This window comes from Kutzneria sp. CA-103260, from assembly GCF_018263855.1.
Lineage (GTDB): Bacteria > Actinomycetota > Actinomycetes > Mycobacteriales > Pseudonocardiaceae > Kutzneria.
The window spans coordinates 2498253-2515589 of record NZ_CP073318.1 but is presented as its reverse complement, the minus strand read 5'-3'; the positions used below and the strand labels follow the sequence as shown (position 1 = coordinate 2515589).

13 protein-coding genes are annotated in these 17337 nt (G+C 69.9%); 6 read left to right on the top strand and 7 right to left on the bottom strand.

Going from position 1 to position 17337, the window contains the following annotated elements; all coding sequences use genetic code 11:
* Window positions 1-132: 132 nt before the first annotated feature.
* The 5 genes from JJ691_RS10900 to JJ691_RS10880 are packed head-to-tail and all read right to left on the bottom strand — an operon-like array spanning window position 133 to window position 5784.
* Complete coding sequence (locus JJ691_RS10900; protein ID WP_211768663.1) at window positions 133-1320, bottom strand: 3-hydroxybenzoate 6-monooxygenase; 1188 nt, start codon at window positions 1318-1320, stop codon at window positions 133-135.
* 11 nt (window positions 1321-1331) lie between these two features.
* Window positions 1332-3212 (bottom strand): anthranilate synthase family protein, encoded by a 1881-nt coding sequence (locus JJ691_RS10895; RefSeq protein WP_211768662.1) that lies wholly within the window; start codon window positions 3210-3212, stop codon window positions 1332-1334.
* Window positions 3209-3844 (bottom strand): isochorismatase family protein, encoded by a 636-nt coding sequence (locus JJ691_RS10890; RefSeq protein ID WP_211768661.1) that lies wholly within the window; start codon window positions 3842-3844, stop codon window positions 3209-3211. The genes JJ691_RS10895 and JJ691_RS10890 overlap by 4 nt, the downstream gene beginning before the upstream one ends.
* Before the next feature lie 15 nt (window positions 3845-3859).
* Window positions 3860-4639 carry a 2,3-dihydro-2,3-dihydroxybenzoate dehydrogenase gene (locus JJ691_RS10885; RefSeq protein WP_211768660.1) on the bottom strand — a complete coding sequence of 260 codons (780 nt, stop codon included), beginning with the start codon at window positions 4637-4639 and terminating at the stop codon, window positions 3860-3862.
* Window positions 4636-5784 carry a 3-deoxy-7-phosphoheptulonate synthase gene (locus JJ691_RS10880; protein WP_249227824.1) on the bottom strand — a complete coding sequence of 383 codons (1149 nt, stop codon included), beginning with the start codon at window positions 5782-5784 and terminating at the stop codon, window positions 4636-4638. The genes JJ691_RS10885 and JJ691_RS10880 overlap by 4 nt, the downstream gene beginning before the upstream one ends.
* 474 nt (window positions 5785-6258) lie before the next feature.
* On the opposite strand from JJ691_RS10880, the gene JJ691_RS10875 reads away from it, so the two are divergent.
* The 5 genes from JJ691_RS10875 (at window position 6259) to JJ691_RS10855 (ending at window position 9673) form a co-directional block, all read left to right on the top strand.
* Window positions 6259-7296, top strand: a complete 1038-nt coding sequence (locus JJ691_RS10875) for a glycosyltransferase (protein ID WP_211768658.1) — start codon at window positions 6259-6261, stop codon at window positions 7294-7296.
* A gap of 32 nt (window positions 7297-7328) precedes the next feature.
* Window positions 7329-8519 carry an MFS transporter gene (locus tag JJ691_RS10870; protein WP_211768657.1) on the top strand — a complete coding sequence of 397 codons (1191 nt, stop codon included), beginning with the start codon at window positions 7329-7331 and terminating at the stop codon, window positions 8517-8519.
* Between the two features lie 198 nt (window positions 8520-8717).
* Window positions 8718-9023, top strand: coding sequence for a transposase (locus tag JJ691_RS10865; RefSeq protein ID WP_211768656.1), 306 nt, complete (start codon window positions 8718-8720; stop codon window positions 9021-9023).
* A complete protein-coding gene (locus JJ691_RS10860; RefSeq protein ID WP_211768655.1) occupies window positions 9020-9262 on the top strand; it encodes a transposase in 243 nt (80 codons plus the stop codon). Before JJ691_RS10865 ends, JJ691_RS10860 begins: the two co-directional genes overlap by 4 nt.
* A 222-nt stretch (window positions 9263-9484) precedes the next feature.
* Complete coding sequence (locus tag JJ691_RS10855) at window positions 9485-9673, top strand: FAD-binding protein (RefSeq protein WP_211768654.1); 189 nt, start codon at window positions 9485-9487, stop codon at window positions 9671-9673.
* Between the two features lie 414 nt (window positions 9674-10087).
* Here the strand turns inward: JJ691_RS10855 and JJ691_RS10850 are convergent, their stop codons facing one another.
* Complete coding sequence (locus JJ691_RS10850) at window positions 10088-14305, bottom strand: carboxypeptidase regulatory-like domain-containing protein (protein ID WP_211768653.1); 4218 nt, start codon at window positions 14303-14305, stop codon at window positions 10088-10090.
* A gap of 144 nt (window positions 14306-14449) precedes the next feature.
* On the opposite strand from JJ691_RS10850, the gene JJ691_RS10845 reads away from it, so the two are divergent.
* Entirely contained in the window at window positions 14450-15430 is a 981-nt protein-coding gene (locus tag JJ691_RS10845) for a helix-turn-helix domain-containing protein (protein ID WP_211768652.1), read from the top strand.
* 233 nt (window positions 15431-15663) lie between these two features.
* On the opposite strand, the gene JJ691_RS10840 is transcribed toward JJ691_RS10845, so the two are convergent.
* Window positions 15664-17295: a CocE/NonD family hydrolase gene (locus JJ691_RS10840; protein WP_211768651.1), complete on the bottom strand. Its 1632-nt coding sequence runs from the start codon at window positions 17293-17295 to the stop codon at window positions 15664-15666.
* Between the last annotated feature and the right edge of the window lie 42 nt (window positions 17296-17337).

The window sequence follows — 17337 nt, the reverse complement described above, 5'->3', positions numbered from 1 at the left end:
AACCGTTCGACCAAGCCATGATCGTGTTGCGAGCGGCCAAGTTCGCAGTGCGCTGGAGCTCCGGCCCCGCTCCCGACCGGACGGACCTGGTGGACTGGATCGCGGCAATTCCGACGGACCGCCGATCCGGGGTCACAATGCGACCCCGTCGACTACGCGGTAACCGTGCAGCCAGGACACCCGGTCGTAGAGGTCGTCGACGGACATCGAGGCCACGGTCAGGTTACGCGCCTGCGCCTGGGCGCCTGCGGGATGATAGATGTGCTCGCCGATCTGCCGGGACACCCCTTGGATACGTGCCGTGCGCTCACCGCGCAGGGCGTTGAACCGCACGAACCGTTCCGGGAGCTGATCGGCCGCGCAGTCCAGCAGGGCACCCAGCAGCACCGCGTCCTCCAGGGCCATGCACGCACCCTGCGCCGCGTACTGCAACATCGGATGGGCCGCGTCGCCCATCAGCACGACCCGTCCCTTCGCCCACCGGCGGATCGGATCACGGTCACACAACACCCACTGCCGCCAGTCCAGCCCGTGTTCGAGCAAGCCGCGTGGCACGTCGGCCAGCTCAGGAAACCGGCTGAGCACCTGGTTCCGATCCACCGGCCGGCCCGCCACGGCCGTAGTGGCCCCGTCGTCCCGAGTGATCGCCAGGTTCAACGACCGGCCGTCGGCGATGGGGTACCGCACCATATGCCACCGCGGACCGGCCCACAGGGTCACCGAGTTCGACCGCAGCCACGGTGGAACCTGATCCATCGGCACTACGGACCGATAGATGGTGTGGCCGGACACGCGAGGCTCGCCGTCGCCCACGAGCTGCCGGCGCACGACCGAACGGATGCCATCGGCGCCCACGAGTCCGTCGCCACGCACCGTCTCACCGGAGGCGAGCACGCACGTCACAGCAGCGTCGTTCGCTTCGTAGCCGACCACGGCACTGGCCGACCGCAGCCGGATGTGATCGTGCTGCTGACAGGCGGCCAGCAACGGGGCGTAGAGATCCCCGCGGTGCACTACCGCATACAGATTGCCGAACCTCCGCTGGTAGTCCTCCCCCAGGGGCAGCCTGGCCAGCAGGCCACCGGTGACGCCGTCCATGAGTTCGAGGTGGTCGACGTTGACCGCCCGCCGCCGCACCGCCTCGCCGACACCGAGCTGATCCAGCGCGTGGAACGCGTTGGGAGCGAGCTGAATCCCGGCGCCCAGCTCGGCGAACTCCGCGGCGCGTTCGAGCACGACCACCTGGTGTCCCCGGGCCGCGACGGCCAGCGCGCAGGCCAGCCCACCGATCCCGCCGCCGGCAATGATGATCTCCGCCATTCTCGACCTTCTCAGTGGCACGGCACGGGTAGCAGTGAATCGACCGCATCGGCCAGCACGGACAGCCCGTGTTGGCTGAGCACGGACTCGGCATGGAACTGGAACGAGCGGAACCGAGGCCCGCGCAGCCCGTGCACTTCACCGGTGAGCGGATCCCTGCTGACCTCGACCTCGCCGACCCGGTCGGAGTCGCTGACCACTGCGAAGGTGTTGTAGAACCCCATCCGCACCCGGCGGCCGAAGAAGTCGATCTCCTGTTGGACACCCTGGTTGGGTCGTGGCCTGCGTACCACGTCGAAGCCCAGGCACCGGCCGAGCAGCTGGTGGCTCAGACACACCGCGAGAAACGGCGTGCCGGTGTGCAGCAGGTGCTGCAGGGTCCTGGACAGGTGAGCGATCTTCGGATGGCTCCGCTCACGCGGGTCGCCCGGCCCGGGGCCCATGACCACCAGGTCGTAGCCGTCGATCTGGTGCGGCTCGTCGAAACGGCGCACATCGGAACGCAGTCCGAGCGCCCTCAACTGGTGGCCGAGCATCGCGGTGAACGTGTCCTCCGCGTCGACCACCAGCGCCCGGTGGCCGGTGGCGCGCCCGACGGGGCGCTCGCGGTCGGCCAGCCAGAACGCGGCCAGCCCGGTGTTACGAGCTCGCAGTGCCCGCCGCACCTCTGGATGCCCGGCCAGTCCTGGTGATCCGCAACTTCCCGCCACAGATCGTCCGTTGTGGACCCCCAGGGCGGTCAGCATCCCGGACGCCTTGGTCCAGGTCTCGGCGACCTCGGAGAACGGTTGCGAGTCGCGTACCAGGGTTGTGCCGACCCCGAATTCCAGCCGACCGCCACGAATCTCGGCGGTGCGGATCAGGATCGCCGAGTCCAGCTCACGAGCTCCGGTCGCGTCTCGACCGATCAGTGCGGCCACACCGCTGTAGTAGCCGCGTCCTCCGGACTCATAGGAGTGGATCACGTGGCACGCGCTCTCCAGCGGGCTCCCGGTCACGGTCGGGGCGAACAGGGTCTCCCGCAGGATGTCGCGCACGTCCCGCGAGCTGCGCCCCTCGATCAGGTACTCGGTGTGCGCGAGCGTCGCCATCTCCTTGAGGAACGGGCCGACCAGGCGACCGCCGTCGTGGGTGAGCCTGGCCATCATCTTCAGCTCTTCGTCCACGACCATGGACAGCTCGCCGGCCTCCTTGGGATCGGCCAGAAAGCTCATCACGTCCGGTAGCTTCGGTCCGCCGGGCGGATATCGCAGGGTGCCGCTGATCGGGTTCATCACCACGGTCGCGTCGTTGAGGGTGATGTGCCGTTCCGGGGTGGCGCCTACGAGGGTGCGCTCCCCGGTGTGCACGACGAACGTCCAGTAGACGCCGTGTCCGGTCGCCAGCATTCGACGGAACAGGGTGAGCGCGGTGCGTGGCGACCAGTCGGCGACGTCCGCGACGAACGTGCGCTTGATGACGAAGTTGGCGCCCGCTCCCTGGCCGATCTCGTCGTCCAGCACCCGACGCACGGTCTTCGCGTAGTCCTCGTCGCTGACGTCGAAGTGCGGGTCGGACACGGTGATCGGGACGACGTGGATGTCGCGCAGCACCTGACTCACCGGACCGCTGGCCTGTTCCCGCACGGTCATGGCCAGCAGTGGCGTGCCGTCGTCGTGGCAGGGGAACCCGCGCTCGCTCAACTGGCGGTACGGCACCAGAGCGAGCACCTCGTGTCCCGGCGATCGGCCCGACTCGGGCAGGGGGAGGTCAGCGAGTCGGGGAACCGCGGAAACCTCGCCGAGCAGCAGCTCGACCTGGTCGCCGGCGGAGTGCGGACGGTGCAGCAGCGCGAACGGCGGCGGATCCGGTTCCTGCACCCGTGCCAACAGCCGCGTGAACGAGCCGGTCACCGGAGGTGCTCCAGTGCCGCTTCTGTGGACAACACGACCGCGCAGCGCTGCGCCGCGTAGTCCACCGCCATCCGGTGGTGCTCCGGGGAGAAGTCGGCCACCGCGTCGGCGACCAGAAATGGCTCGACATCATGGGTGAACGCGTCGACGGCCGTCATCAGGCAGCCCACGTGCGCGTAGACGCCGCACACGACAAGCTGGTCGCGTCCCAGTTCCCGCAGGTGGCCCAGGAGATCGGTGCGGGCGAAGGCGCTGTAGCGCCACTTGGTGAACACCCTGCTGCGCTCGTCGGGAGTCAGCTCGTCGATGATGCGCCGGTGCTCCGGGGTGGCTTTCATGCCCGGGCCCCAGAAGTCCTTGAGCAGCCCGCGCTGCTCGTCGGTCATGCTGCCCGGCTGTGCCGTGTAGACCACCGGCACGCCAATCGCCCGGCACTGCCGCAGCAGTCGCACGACGTTGCCGATGAGCTCGCGGCCCGGTGACTGGTGCGCCAGAAACGGCTCCACGAAGTACTTCTGCATGTCGTGGATCAGCAGCGCGGCGCGCCGTGGGTCGGGCTTCCAGTGCGGTGTGCTCTCCGGCAGGTCCTTCTCTCCGGGCATGGGATAGGGGGCGATGTCAGGGATGGCCATGGCGGTGTCCTCTCGCTAGCGGCCCAGCGCGGCGCCGCCGTCCACGTAAAGGTCGTGCATGGTGATGTGACCGGCACGGTCCGACAGCAGGAACAGCACGGCGTCGGCGATGTCGGCCGGCTGCGCCAACTTCCCCAGCGGGATTCCGACCCGGTACTCCTCGGGCGAGCCGTTGAGGGTATGGCTCGGGCCGCTGTCGTCGTGCCACAGCGAGCGCAGCATCGGGGTGTCGGTGGAGCCGGGAGCGACCACGTTGCAGCGGATGCCCAGGCACGCCAGCTCCAGGCCGAGGTTCTTGGTGAACGCGGTGACGGCGGCCTTGGCCGCGCCGTAGGCGGCCATCTGCGTCCTGGGCACGCCGGCCGCGTTCGACGCCACGCTCACGATCGCGCCGCGTTTGCGGCCGGCCATCCGGCGGGCGACCGCGGTGCTGACCCGGAACACGCCGCCGGCGTTGACCGCGAAGGTCTCCTCCCAGTCCTGTTCGGACAGATCGAGCACCGGGCGGGCACGCAGGATGCCGGCCCCGTTGACCAGGAACTCGATCGGCCCGATGTCCCGCTCCACCGCGTCGACGACCCGCCCGACCTCGGTCGCTGACGTGACGTCGGCCGGGTAGCTGAAGACCGGCAGACCGGGCGCGCCGGTCACCAGTCGCCGCAGGCCGTCCGGGTCCCGGTCGACGGCGGCCACCGAGACGTTCGTGCTGGCCAGCGCGAGCACCACCGCGGCGCCGATGCCACCGGCCGCGCCGGTGACCACGGCGACGCGACCGGACGATTCCGTCGTGGTCACCGGCCGCTCCTCAGCCGCCACACCGATGCGACCCGCACCGCCTGCCGCGGGTTCAGCCGCGGGTCGCACAACGTGGTGTAGGCCCCCTCCGCCCGTTCGTCGACGGACTCGTCGAGGCACTCCAGGACCGCGTTCGGCGTGGTCTCCAGGTGCAGCCCGCCCACGACGCCGCGCTCAGCGAGCACCGCGTGCTGGAACCCCTCCACCTCGCGGATCACTGTGGTCACCAGCCGGGTCTTGTGGCCGTCGGGACGGCGCACGGTGTTGGCGTGCATCGGGTCGCACAGCCAGATCACCGGATGCTCCGCCGCACGCACCGCCCGCACCAGCGACGGCAGCTTCTGGCGCACCACGTCGGCACCCATCCTGGCGATCAGGATTAGCCGGCCGGGCACGCGATCGGGGTCCAGCACCTGGCACAGTCGCAGCAGCTCGCTGGTGGCCATGGTGGGGCCGACCTTGCACGCGACCGGGTTGACCACCGTGGCGAGCAGCCGCACGTGCGCCCCGTCGACCTGACGAGTGCGATCGCCGATCCACGGCAGGTGTGTGGAGGCCAGCATCAGCCGGTCGTCGGCGGTGCGGCGCAGCATGGGCAGCTCGTAGTCCAGCAGCAGGGCCTCGTGGCTGGTCCACACGAACGGCACACGCGTGCGCAGGAAACCCATCACCGTGCCGGCCATGTCGTAGCCGTCCAGCAGGCGCAACGCGTCGGCAGCCCGCTCGACCGGGTGCGGCACCGGACTGTTGACCATGAAGCCGCGGTACACGGGCAGTTCCACGCCGCCGACCAGCTCGGTCGGCTGGGAGCGCGGCTTGGCGAACTGGCCCGCGACCCGGCCCACCCGCAGCACCGGCAGGCCGGTGTTGGCCTGCATCACGGAGGCAAGCTCGTCGAGCAACCCGACCTTCGCGGTGACGTGTTCCCGGGTGCATTCGGCGGGATCCTCGGCGCAGTCCCCCGCCTGCGCGATCTGCATGCGGCCGGCGGCGACCAGGGCGAGCAACCGCCGCAGCCGAGCCAGCTCCACGGGCCGGACCAGCCCCGGCACCCCGCGGAGCTCCTGTCTCACCTTCTCGAGCAGCGAAGCGCTCGTCCAGTCCGGCTGCTGCCGCGCGGGCAGTGACCTCAGCGTTTCATCCACCGTTGTCGATGCGTTCACAATCGCCATTACCCAACCAATTTCTCGCAGGAAAAAGCCAGCGATCCGTCACGTCGAGGATTCGCGGAACAAAATCGTCGCGCGCTCAATGGGTCGCAGATCGTTTGCATCCGTACGATGTCCCATGCTGACACACGCCCCAAGCTGCGTCAAGGCCGATAATCCGCCGCAACAAACCGCGAAGAGTGCCACACGAGGAGTTAACCGTCAACCTATAGGACACCAACCCACGGCCTAAACCTCCACGTAACCGCAGGTCACAACGAATCGGTGGACGGGATGACCTGATCGCGTGATCCGATTCTCTTGCGAGAGTCACCCACGTTGACGAGGTTTGCAATCACCCTTAACGTGGTCGATATGAAAATCCTGTTCGTCACCGGCGGAAGCCCGGCGACGGTATTTCCGCTAACTCCTCTCGCGACCGCCGCACGCAATGCCGGCCACGAGGTGTTGATGGCATCAACCGAAGAAACCATGCCGGCCGTCGCCGGGGCCGGCCTGCCGGGCGTGTCGATCACGTCGCGCACAATTCGACACTTCATGGTCACCGACCGGCTGGGCGACCCGGTCGAGGAACCGACCGATCCGGCCGAGCACCTGGGTCCGTTCGTCGGCCGCGGCTTCGGCCGCCTGGCCGCCGCCTGCCTGGACGCCCTGTTCGAGCTGGCCGGGCACTGGCGCCCGGACATCGTGATCGGCGGGTTCTTCTCGTTCGCGGCGCCACTGCTGGCCGCCCGGCTCGGCGTTCCCCACGTGCGGCACACCTGGGACACCGGCGAGCCGCTGATCGTGGACCACTACGCCGCCGCCGAGCTCGCACCGGAGCTGGAGCGGCTCGGGCTGGACGGCATTCCCGAAACAGACCTGTGGATCGAGATCTGCCCGGCCAGCGTGCGGGCGGCGGACACCCCGCAGGCCGCCCAGCCCATGCGCTACGTGCCGTGGAACCCACAGCCGGCGGGTCCGCTGGAGCCGTGGATGTACACCAGGTGCGACCGGCCGCGGGTGCTGGTGACCGCCGGCACCAAGGTCAGCCGCGAGCGCTACTTCGACTACCTGTGCGAGCTGGCCGAGAAGGTCAAGGCCCTCGGCGCCGAGGTGGTGGTCGGCGCGCCGCAGGCGGTAGCCGCGGAGGTGTCGGCCAAGGTCGGAGTGTGGGCCGGCTGGCTGCCCAACGACGTCGTGGTTCGCACCTGCGATCTGGTGGTGAACCACGGCGCCGGCACGGTGCTGGTCGGGATGGCCGCCGGCGTGCCGCAGCTGCTGATCCCGAACATGCCCAAGCTGGTCGCGCCCTCCCAGCGCCTGGCCGACTTCGGCGCGGCGAAGATGCTGCCGAGGGGCGAGGACACGCCGGCGGCCGTGCTGCGGGCGGGCCACGAGCTGCTCGCCGAACCCGGTTATCGGGAGCGCGCCCGGGAGATCGCGACGGAGATGGCGGCCATGCCGCTGCCGGCCGAGGTGCTCGGGGTCATCGAGAAACTCCTGTGAGCCACCCTCCACTGTGGACCAAACGCGACTTCGTGCTGCTGTGGCTGGCCCGGCTGATCTCGACGGCCGGCACCGCGGTGACCGCTGTGGCGCTGCCGGTGCTGATGTACTCGCTGACCGGGTCGGCCGTGGACACCGCCGCGCTCACCGCGTTGACCGCCGGCCCCTACGCGCTCTTCGGCCTGCTGGCCGGCGCCGTGGTCGACCGAATGCAACGGCGCGTCGTCATGGTCTGCGCCGATCTGGTCAGCGCGGCGCTGCTGGCGAGCATCCCGGTCGCCTCCTGGTGCCACTGGCTCACACCGGCGCAACTGCTGATCGTGGCCGGCGCGTGCGCCTCGGTGGCGGTGTGGTTCGACGCGGCCAACTTCGGAGCACTGCCGAGCCTGGTGTCCCGCAACGATCTCGTGCGCGCCAACAGCGCCGTGTGGTCGGCCGCCATGGCCGTGCAGATCGCCGCCCCGGCCGTGGCCGGCGTGCTGATCGCCACCGTTGGCGCGGCCGGCTCGGTCGCGACCGACTCGCTCAGCTTCGTGTCCTCAGCGCTGCTGGTCCGCGCGATCATTCGGCCGCTGAACGCGGCTCGTGACACCCGGCAGCCCCTGCTGGCAGACATCCGGGAGGGACTGCGCTTCCTCTGGCATCAGCGCACGGTCCGACTGTTCACCGCACTCGGGCTGGGCCAGGCGATCAGCGCCGGTGCGGTGTCCAGCCTGCTGGTGGTGTACGCCTACCAGGCCTTCTCGATCACCGGTGACGACGACCGACTCGGACTGCTGTTCAGCGCGGGCGGCGTCGGCGCACTCGCCGCGACCGTGCTGCTCCCGCCCCTCGCCCGGTCGATTCCACCGCGGGCAGTGACCCTGCTCGGGCTCGCCACCGGCCTCGGCGTGCTCTGTGCGTTGGCGCTCGCCCCCGTGCTGTGGCTCGCCCTGGTGGCGCTCGGATTGTGGGGCATGGCCTCGATACTAGTGATCACCAACGGCATCACCGTCCGCCAGCTGGCCACTCCGGAACGTCTGCAGGGGCGCGTCAACGTCACCGGCCGGATGCTCAGCTACGGGCTCGGCGAGCCGACCGGCGCGCTGGCCGCCGGCTTGCTCGCGGAGGCGACGACCGTGCGAATCGCGCTGCTGATCTGCTCAATCCCCATGGGCGGCGCGGTACTCCTCGCGTGGCGCGCACGGCCCTCAACCGACGAACACAACGTCCAGCTCGCGTAGCGGGGCGGCCGCGACGTCAGTGTGCTGCCGGCACCTCCCCGGCCTCACCCAACTCCGACGACTCCTCGGCGGGCTTGTCAACGAGTACCACTCGGCCGCTTGTGAGCCGCCCCGAGTTTGGTGGAGACCTTGGTGTGTCCCGGGTTGTCCGGAGGCGAGTTGTTGGATTCTTGTGCTACTCGATCTTGGGAGGGTGGCATGGGACGACGTGGGTACCCGCCGGAGTTCCGGACGAAGGTGCTGGACCTGATCGAGGCCGGCCGCACGGTCGCCGACGTGGCCAGAGACCTGGAGATCAGCGAGCAGACCATCAACACCTGGCGCAGACAGGACCGCATCGACCGCGGCCTGGAGGCAGGTCTGACCAGCGGTGCGAAGGCCGAGCTGACCGCCGCGAAACGCCGCATCACCGAGCTGGAAACCAAGTTGCGGGCGACACGCCGCGCGATCGAGTTGGTGCGAGAGGCGGTGCCCCCAAAAGGAGATTCGAAGCGGTCACGGTGATGGCCGCCGAGGGCATCCCGGTCGAGGTCGCCTGCCGCGTGGTGGACGTGTCGGTCTCCGGCTACTACGCCTGGCTGCCCCGGCCACCGCCGGCCCGGTCGATCCGGCACGCCTGGCTGACCGAGCTGATCACCGAGGTGCACCAGGCCTCACGTGGGATCTACGGGGCGCGCCGGGCGCATGCCGACTCCGCCTTGGACGGGGCATCATGGTCGGGCACGGCGCGATCAAGTTGCTGATGCGCCGCGCCGGGCTGGTCGGCGCGATGGGACGGCCGAAGTGGCGGCACGCCAAGCCTGACGTGATCGCGACGGACCTGGTCAACCGCGACTTCACCGCCACGGAGCCGAATCACCAGCGGCTCACCGACATCACCGAGCACCACACGCGAGAAGGCAAGGTCTACCGCGCGGGTCGCCGAGGACTGGAGCAGCCTGCGGGCCCACCTGAGCGGCACCCTGGTGTTGCCCGGCGACGCCGACTACGCGCAGGCCAAGCAACTGCACTGGAAGCAGTACGACACGGTCTCCCCGAGCGCGGTCGCCTACTGCGCCACGGCCGCCGACGTCGCCACCTGCGTGCTTTTCGCTCAGGACAACGGGATCGCGGTGGCGCCGCGCAGCGGTGGCCACAGCCCGAGCGGGTTCTGAGCGGTGAGCGACTACGCCATCGAGTACTTGCCTGCCGTCCCCAGCTCGAACCACGGCGGAGAAGCGTCGGCGAGTGGCCGTAACGCGACTGTTGCTGCCGACACGAGCAAGTCCGTCCGGCCAGCACACCGGGGTTGAATCAGCAGGCCAGGACGCTCGTACCGCGTCGGTTTCGACGCGTTCGGTCACCGTCCCCAAGGATTACGACGGGGACAGCCTCCAGCCGGGGTGTGACGCCCACTACGGCAGATGGAGCCGGGTGAACGTGCCCCGCGCTGCAGGTCAGGTGCGTGGACCGACTTCTGGAACCCACAGGCCTCACCCGCGTACCCGTACCACCCGAACGCCGCCGGAATGGCCGACGCCGCCGCCGTCACCGCGAGTTCGCGGTGACGGCGGCGGCCTACCGGGCTGCTACTTGCTTCTCTTGATGGTGTCGTTCAGGTACTGCTGCGTCTTCGCGGTGCTGAAGGCGCTGTTGGCGGTGAGCTTGACGTCGGTCGTGACGGTCTCGCCCTTCTGGACCTTGACGATCTTCATGACCGGCGTGAAGCCGTCCTTGGCGAAGATCACTTGGAGCGGGTTGTAGCCCTTGTTGAGCCACAGCTGGTAGTGGCCTTGGCCGTCGGTCTTCAAGGTGAAGGTGGTCGGGCCGCAGGCGCCGGTCTTGGTGTCGTACATGGTGCAGACGGCCACGGTGGCGCCGGCGACGGGTTGACCGGAGCTGTTCGTGACGGTGCCGGCGATCTTGCCCCAGGCGGCCGGCGGGGTGGCGGTCATGGTCACCTTGACCGGACCGACGCCGCCGTACGGCGAATCGGTGCTGACGAACACCAGACCCTCGTAGGTGCCGGGTTGCGACACCGCCGAGGAGTCGGCGGTGATCCGCACACTGACGGTCTTGCCCGGGGCGACGTCGAAGTCGGTCTTGTTCTCCGACAACCACGTCACATCGCCGCCGCAGTCGCCGTAACCGGGCAGGTTCTCGGTGAACGGCGCGGCGCCGAAGCCGCCGGTGGAGCCGCCGACCTTGTAGATGCCGCACGTCGCGCCGCCGCGGTAGGTGGCGTTGTTGGCGTTCGGCAGGGCGGTCCACGCGTTGCTGGCGGGATCGTACTCGTAGCCCTGGTTGGTGATCGCCGCGCCGTTGTTGACGGCGCCACCGATGACCTCCAGGTGCCCGTTGGCCGAGGCGGCCGCCGCACCCCACGCGTCGACGGGGAGGTCGGCCCGCTGGGTCCAACCGCCGGCCCCCGGCGTGTAGGAGTACGTCTTGGTCAGGCCGCCGTTGGCGATGCCGCCGGCGCAGACCACGGACGCCGCCACCCCACCGCAGGCGACGAACGCCGCCGCCGTCGGGTAATCCGGCTGCTTGGACCACGAGTTGCTGCCGGGATCGTAGCTGTACACGCTGGCGGACATCGGCGAGCACTGGCCCGTCGTGCAGCCGCCCACGATGTACAGCTGCCCGGCCACCACCGCGCTACCCGCCGCGGAGACGGCCGCCGGCAGATCGGCCACCCGGGTCCAGGTGTTGCCGCTCACGCTGTAGGCGTAGGCGTGCGTGCTTGTGGAACCCAGCTGTCCCCAGCCGCCGACGACGTACAGCGTGTCGCCGACAAACTCCGCCTTGGCCGCACTGACGGCCTCCGGCAGCGGGGCGATCGCGGTCCACGCGTTGCTGGTCGGGTCGTAGACGTAGGCGCTGTTGGACGGCTCGAAACCGTCCGTGCCACCGACCGCGTAGATCTTGCCGTTGTGGTTGGCGACGGCGCCGTCCATCACCGCCGACGGGAAGTCGGCGACGTCGGTCCACGGCGCGTTGGCGGGATTCGCTTGCCGCAGCACGGGATTCGTGGTGTTGGCAGCCTTGCCACCGGCCGAGGCCGCGATGCTCGTGCTGGCCTTGACGACGGCCTTCGGCGCCCCGGTGGCCTTCGCCGCCGGCGTCACGCCGCCGTCGGTCTCGCCGAGGTGCACGTGGACCGGCGACTTGCCGGTGTTGCCGAAGGTTACAGTCTGGTCCCTCGACGCGCCGAGTTCCTCGGTGACCCCGACGGCGGTCGTGTTGACCGTGAGCCGCCCGGCGTTCAACGAGATGTCGTTCTCCTGCACGGCATCCGCGCGCACCGAGACCTGCGCGTCGTTCGCCGTGTACCGGCCGTCGGTGGTGGTGAAGCCGACCTTGCCGGTGTGCGAGCTGAACAGCCAGTAGTAGCCGTCGCCGATGTTGGCGTCGTCCGGAGTCGTTGCCGTCACACCGAAGTCGGTCTTGGCCGCGTCGCTGGTGACGGTCGCGCCGTTGAGCGGCTGGCCGGTGTTGGCGTCGGTCACCGTGCCGGCGACGAGGCCGCCGGGCAGTGGCGCGCAGGCGCGGGAGCCGACGAGGACGTTGTCGATCTCCCAGCGGCGGCTCCAGCCCGCCGTGTAGTGGAACCGGATCCGCACGTTGGACTGGCCGGCGGCCTGCGGGACGGGGATGTCGACGTGGTCGATGAGACCGCTCATCTCCCGGACGGTGGACCAGGTCTGGCCGCCGTCGAGGCTGAGGTCGACGGTGCCGGTCTGGCCCGGGAAGCCGATGTAGGCGGTGTCGAAGCCGATCTCCGGGGCGGCGCGGCCGGCCAGGTTGATCACCGGCGACACCAGGGAGGTGTCCTGTTGGCCGCCCTCACCGTAGGCGTCGGAGTCGACGTCGGCGAAGTAGCCGTCGCCGCCGGGCGGCGGGGCCCAGCCGCCGACGTTGTCGAAGCCCCAGGTCTGGCCGTTGCCGACGGCGTCGGTGACGGTCCAGCCGTCCTTGGTGGTCTTGCCGCTCCAGTTGGTGAACGCCTCGGTCGCGCCGTCCTCGTGGTAGGCGTAGCCGGGTGCGGTGCAGGTGCTGGCGTCGACCTTCAGCGCCAGGTCCTGCGTGACGTTCTGGTCTCCCAACGCCACCGTGGCGTCCTGCGTGGAGTAGCCGGGCAGGTCGGCCGCGGCCACGTGCACCTTGTAGCTGGCGCCGTTGGGCAGGGCCACGGAGTAGCGGCCAGTGAACGGATCGGAGTAGACGGCGCCGTTGGGGTAGCCGTCGATGGTGATCTTCGCCCGCAGCGGGTAGCCGTGGCCGGAGCCGTCGGTGACACGGCCGGAGATGGTCCGGGTGGGCTTGGCCGTCAGGGCGAAGTTCTGCGTCACCTTGACGCCGGCGGCGACCTTGACGCCGGTGGTCTTGGCGTCGCCGTAGCCGAACTTGGTCGCCGTGACGTCGTACGTGCCCTCGGGCGCGTGCAGGTCGTAGGTGCCGTCGGCCTGGGTGGTGGCGGAGAACCGGTCACCGTTGGCCGCCGTCGCGCCGATCGCCACGCCGGCCAGTCCCGCGCCGGTGCCGTTGTCCGTTGCCGTGCCGGCGATCTCGCCCGTCTTGCCCAGGGTCAGCGCCCCGATGCCCTTGGGCGAGCCGAAACCGGTCGGGCCGTCCCAGCCGGGGCCGGCGTTGCACAGCACGGTGCCGCAGGAACCGTTGGCCCCCTGGGTGACGTCGTTCAGGTCGGCGGTGTCGCGGTACGGGTAGGTCACCGGGTAGGTGCCGGGTGTCGGCGTGCCGGCCAGCGCGTACATCGCCGCCACCAGCGGCGAAGCCAGCGAGGTGCCGCCCCACTGAGCCCAGCCGCTCTGGCCGAGCGTGTTGTAGACGGCCAGGCCGGACGCCGGGTCGGCGTCGGCGGAGATGTCCGCGGCCGCCTTGTTGTCCGGGCAGTTCGTGGCCAGGCCGGCCTGGTAGTCCGGGCGCGGCTCGTACAGCGAGCAGCCGGAACCGCCGGAGTCCCAAGCGGTTTCGGTCCAGCCACGGGCCGAGCCGTCGGGCGTCAGCCGGGTGCCGCCGACGGCGGTCACGGCCGGGCTCGTCGACGGCCAGCTCTGCACGTTGCCGGCGTCACCGGTGGACACCGTCACGGCCACGCCGGGATGGTCGTAGTACTGGTCGTAGTCCTGTTCGACGGGCGTTTCGCCGTCCACGCCATAGGAGTTGGAGATGGCGGCCGCGCCCATGGCGGCGGCGGTGTCGACCGCCTGGCCGAGGTCGCCGAGGTCCGGGGTGTCGCCCTCGACCAGCAGGATCTTGCACTTCGGGCAGGCCGAGGACACCGCGTCCAGGTCGAGCGCGGTCTCGATGGACCAACCGCCGTCCTCCGGCGGGAAGTTCGTGCCGCCGCGCTGGTCCACCTTGGTGAAGCAGCCGTTGTCGGCGGTGCATGCCGGAAGTCCGTAGTACGAACGGAAGACGCCGAGGTCGGCCTCGGCGCTGCCGTAGCCGTAGGCGTCGACGATCGCCACGGTCATGCCGGCGCCGGCGTCCGGCAGTTGGTAGGCGGACTGGATCTGTTGCGGGCCAAGGGCCGTCGACGGCGGGCCGGCGGCGGCCGTCCGCGTCGCCAGGTGCCCGGCGCTGTCGCCGACCGCGACGGCGAAGCATCTGGCCACCGGCACCGCGGCCGAGCGCTGCGCGGCGGTCAGCGCGTTGCACGCGGCGGGCACGTAGGTCGGCGCGGCCGCCTCGGCGGGGCCGGCGAACACCACGGCGACGCTCGCCGTGGTGATCGCGGCCGCGACCACCGCGACCGTTCGGCGTAACCAGGGCATGCGTTTCATGGATGTTTCCCCCTGTTTCCTCGGGGTGGCAACGGATTCAGGCAGGGTCCGTCGCACCGAACCTGTCATAGTTGCGCCAGCATCGACAAGTAGTGGAACGCAGCGGCTTTACGACACGTGTCACAAAAACGCCAGGGAGTCCAGATGTGGGAAGCGGTCGGCATTCCGGACGTGGAGGCCCGGGTCTACGAGGCGCTCATCAGGCAGGGACGGTCCACAGTGGAGAGTCTGTCCGGCCGGACCAACCTGACCACCTCGAAGATCACCCGGGCACTGGGCAACCTGATCGGCCGGGGCCTGGTCACCCGGATGCCGGGGCGGCCGGCGCGGTACTACGCGGTGCAGCCGTCGCTGGCCGGCTCGGTGCTCATCGCCAAGCGGGAGCACGAACTCGGGCAGCTCCAGCAGCACCTGAACAAGCTCGACGACGCCTTTCACGCGGAACTGGCGGCGAACCAGACCGTCGAATATGTCGAACGCGTCGAGGGCGCGGCTCGGATCTACCGTTCGTTCGTCCGCATCCAGCGCTCCGCGCAGCGGGAGGTGCGGGCGTTCGACAAGCCGCCGTACTTCGTCTCGCCCGGCGAACACGGCGACGAGGGCCCGAATCTGGAGGAGCGGCGTTCGCTGGCCGCCGGCACCGTCGGCTATCGGGTGGTCTACGACCAGGAATCCGTGGCGCTGCCCGGCCGACTGGACAACATCTGGGAGGGCATCCGCAGCGGCGAGCGGGCCCGGGTCGGCTCCACGCTGCCGGCCAAGATCGTGATCAGCGACGACCAGGTGGCGATCGTCAGCTCCGCCGCCGACTTCCACGACGACGTCGCCTATCTCGTGCACCCGTCGTCACTGCTGGACGTGATCTCCGGGCTGTTCGAGGCCACCTGGGACCGCGCCGTGCCGCTCAACCGCGGCGAGTCCCGCGCCGGGGACGCGCTGCTGTCCCACCGCGACCGTCAGCTGCTGGGCCTGTTGGCCAGCGGCGCCACCGACACCGTCATCGCCCGGACCTTCAACTGGAGCATCCGCACCGTGCAGCGCCACATCCACGAGCTCATGCAGCACGTCGGCGCCCGCACCCGCTTCCAGATCGGCATGGAAGCCGCCCGCCGTGGCTGGCTGTGACGTCAGCCGGTCGCCTCCTCGACGAGGCGCCGCCAGCAGACGTCGATCCGCCACACCGAGCACATGTGGCCGCATGTCAAGCATGGCTTGGGCAACCTCATCGTGCACGGCATCGACCGGTTGGTCGCGGTGGTGAAGAACCGGCTCAAGCGGATCAAGTGCCGACCCGAGCGGCGGACGGTCCTTGATCATTGTGACGGCATGGGGCGGCGTGACCAGCGAGAACTCCATTCCTACGCCGGATCGCTGACCGGCAGCAGCAGGCTGGTCGTCGCGTGGTCAATCACGTGCGTTGACGTCGCCATGGCCGTACCGGTCGCGGGCGGTTCCCCGGTGCCCAGGTTGCGGTCGTACTCGGGGTAGGACCCGCCTGAGAGCTGTAGCCGGATCCGTTGTCCGGAGGTGATCCGGCGCGCGCAGAAGTCCAGCGTCAGCTCGATCACCCGCGGCGTGGCCGGGTCCTCGGCCAACGGGAGCCGGAGCATCGCGTCGGAGAAGTTGATCGAGGTACCGTCCGTGTCCACCACGCACAGGCGCGCGTGCAGGTCGGCGTGCGGGCTATCCAAGGTGAAACCGACGCTCAGCGTGGGGTTGCCGTGGATCTCGACCGGTCGCTCGAACGGCGCGGTGGTGAACGTGAGCACGTCGCGCCGCTGCTCGCGCGGCGCGTTGTCCCTGGCCCCACCGTCCGGCGCGACACGTCGACCACCGACCGTGGGTGTGGGGTCAGCCGGGTCGTAGGTGAACGTCGAGGAACCGGCGCCGCCGTCGGCGGTGAGCGATCCGTCACCGCTGAGCCGCAACGTCAGGTGTCCGGTCGCCGCGGGCAGGCCGGGGAGTTCACGCCATTCTTCGGCCCCGGCGATATGCAGCCGGACAGCCGGGCGATTGAGGGCGACGACGCCATCTCGCAAGTGGTCGTCGAACCACGACTGTGCCTCGTCCACCATCGTCGCCGCAGCGGTGGCGACGACGTCGGTGTGCACCCATGGCCCGAGTGTCAGCGCGGTGGGGACACCCCGCGAGCTCAGCGCCTGAAATGCCGCCAGAGTCTGCGGTAGGAACACGTCGTAGGCGCCGCCGATCAGCAACGTCGGCCCGGCAAAGTGCTGCAGTGCCGCATGGTGGTCATACGGTCGCCAGAACGGGTCGGCGATGTCCGGGTGGGCGATCCAGTCCCGGTACCAGGGCGCGGTGGGGCCGAGCAGTTCCGCGCCGGCTAGCAGCGGCAGCCGCCGCGCGGCGTCGGCCGGTAGCTCGTCCGCGACCGCCGGGGACGGCCGGCGCACGAGGTTGCTCCAGCTCAGGCACTCCTGCACGGTGAACGCGCCGGTGCGGTGGAAGTGGCTGCCAAAGTCGTACGGTCCGACCACGATAACCGCGGCCTTCACCTCGGGAGGCGGGTCCTGCAGCAGCGCATAGGCGCAGTAGGCGAGGTAGGACATGCCGATCAGCCCGAGTCGGCCGTCGAACCACGGCTGCTCGCGCAGCCAGTCGACGGTGTCGTGGCCGTCCGCCGCCTCCTGGACCATCGGCCGCAGCTCGCCGTCCGAATCGGCCGTACCACGGCAGCTCTGCAGCAGGACGTGGTAGCCAGCACCCGCGAACACCTTTGCCAGCAGCACGTCGTAGGGAAAGCCGCGACCATACGGCGAGCGCACGAGCAAGGTCGGTGCCGGCTTGTCGGTTGGTGGCGCGTAGTGCTCTGCCGCCAGCTCGACGTCGTCGCGCATGGGTATGCGCACGGTGGTGGCCGCACAGTCGGTTTCGCGCGGGCTGATGCCCAGCGCGTTCAGTACCTGTTGCGGATCGGCGAGGTCGATCTGCTCGTCGAGCGCGAAGTCGAAGTGCGCTTCCTCGGACACTGGTGCTCCTGTCGTTCTCGCGCGCGGTGGCCGATCGCGCCG

Coding starts and splice junctions, on each gene's coding strand:
- JJ691_RS10900 (WP_211768663.1), bottom strand. CDS start 1,320: ATGGCGGAGATCATCATTGCCGGCGGCGGGATCGGTGGGCTGGCCTGC.
- JJ691_RS10890 (WP_211768661.1), bottom strand. CDS start 3,844: ATGGCCATCCCTGACATCGCCCCCTATCCCATGCCCGGAGAGAAGGAC.
- JJ691_RS10875 (WP_211768658.1), top strand. CDS start 6,259: ATGGCATCAACCGAAGAAACCATGCCGGCCGTCGCCGGGGCCGGCCTG.
- JJ691_RS10865 (WP_211768656.1), top strand. CDS start 8,718: ATGGGACGACGTGGGTACCCGCCGGAGTTCCGGACGAAGGTGCTGGAC.
- JJ691_RS10850 (WP_211768653.1), bottom strand. CDS start 14,305: ATGAAACGCATGCCCTGGTTACGCCGAACGGTCGCGGTGGTCGCGGCC.
- JJ691_RS10845 (WP_211768652.1), top strand. CDS start 14,450: ATGTGGGAAGCGGTCGGCATTCCGGACGTGGAGGCCCGGGTCTACGAG.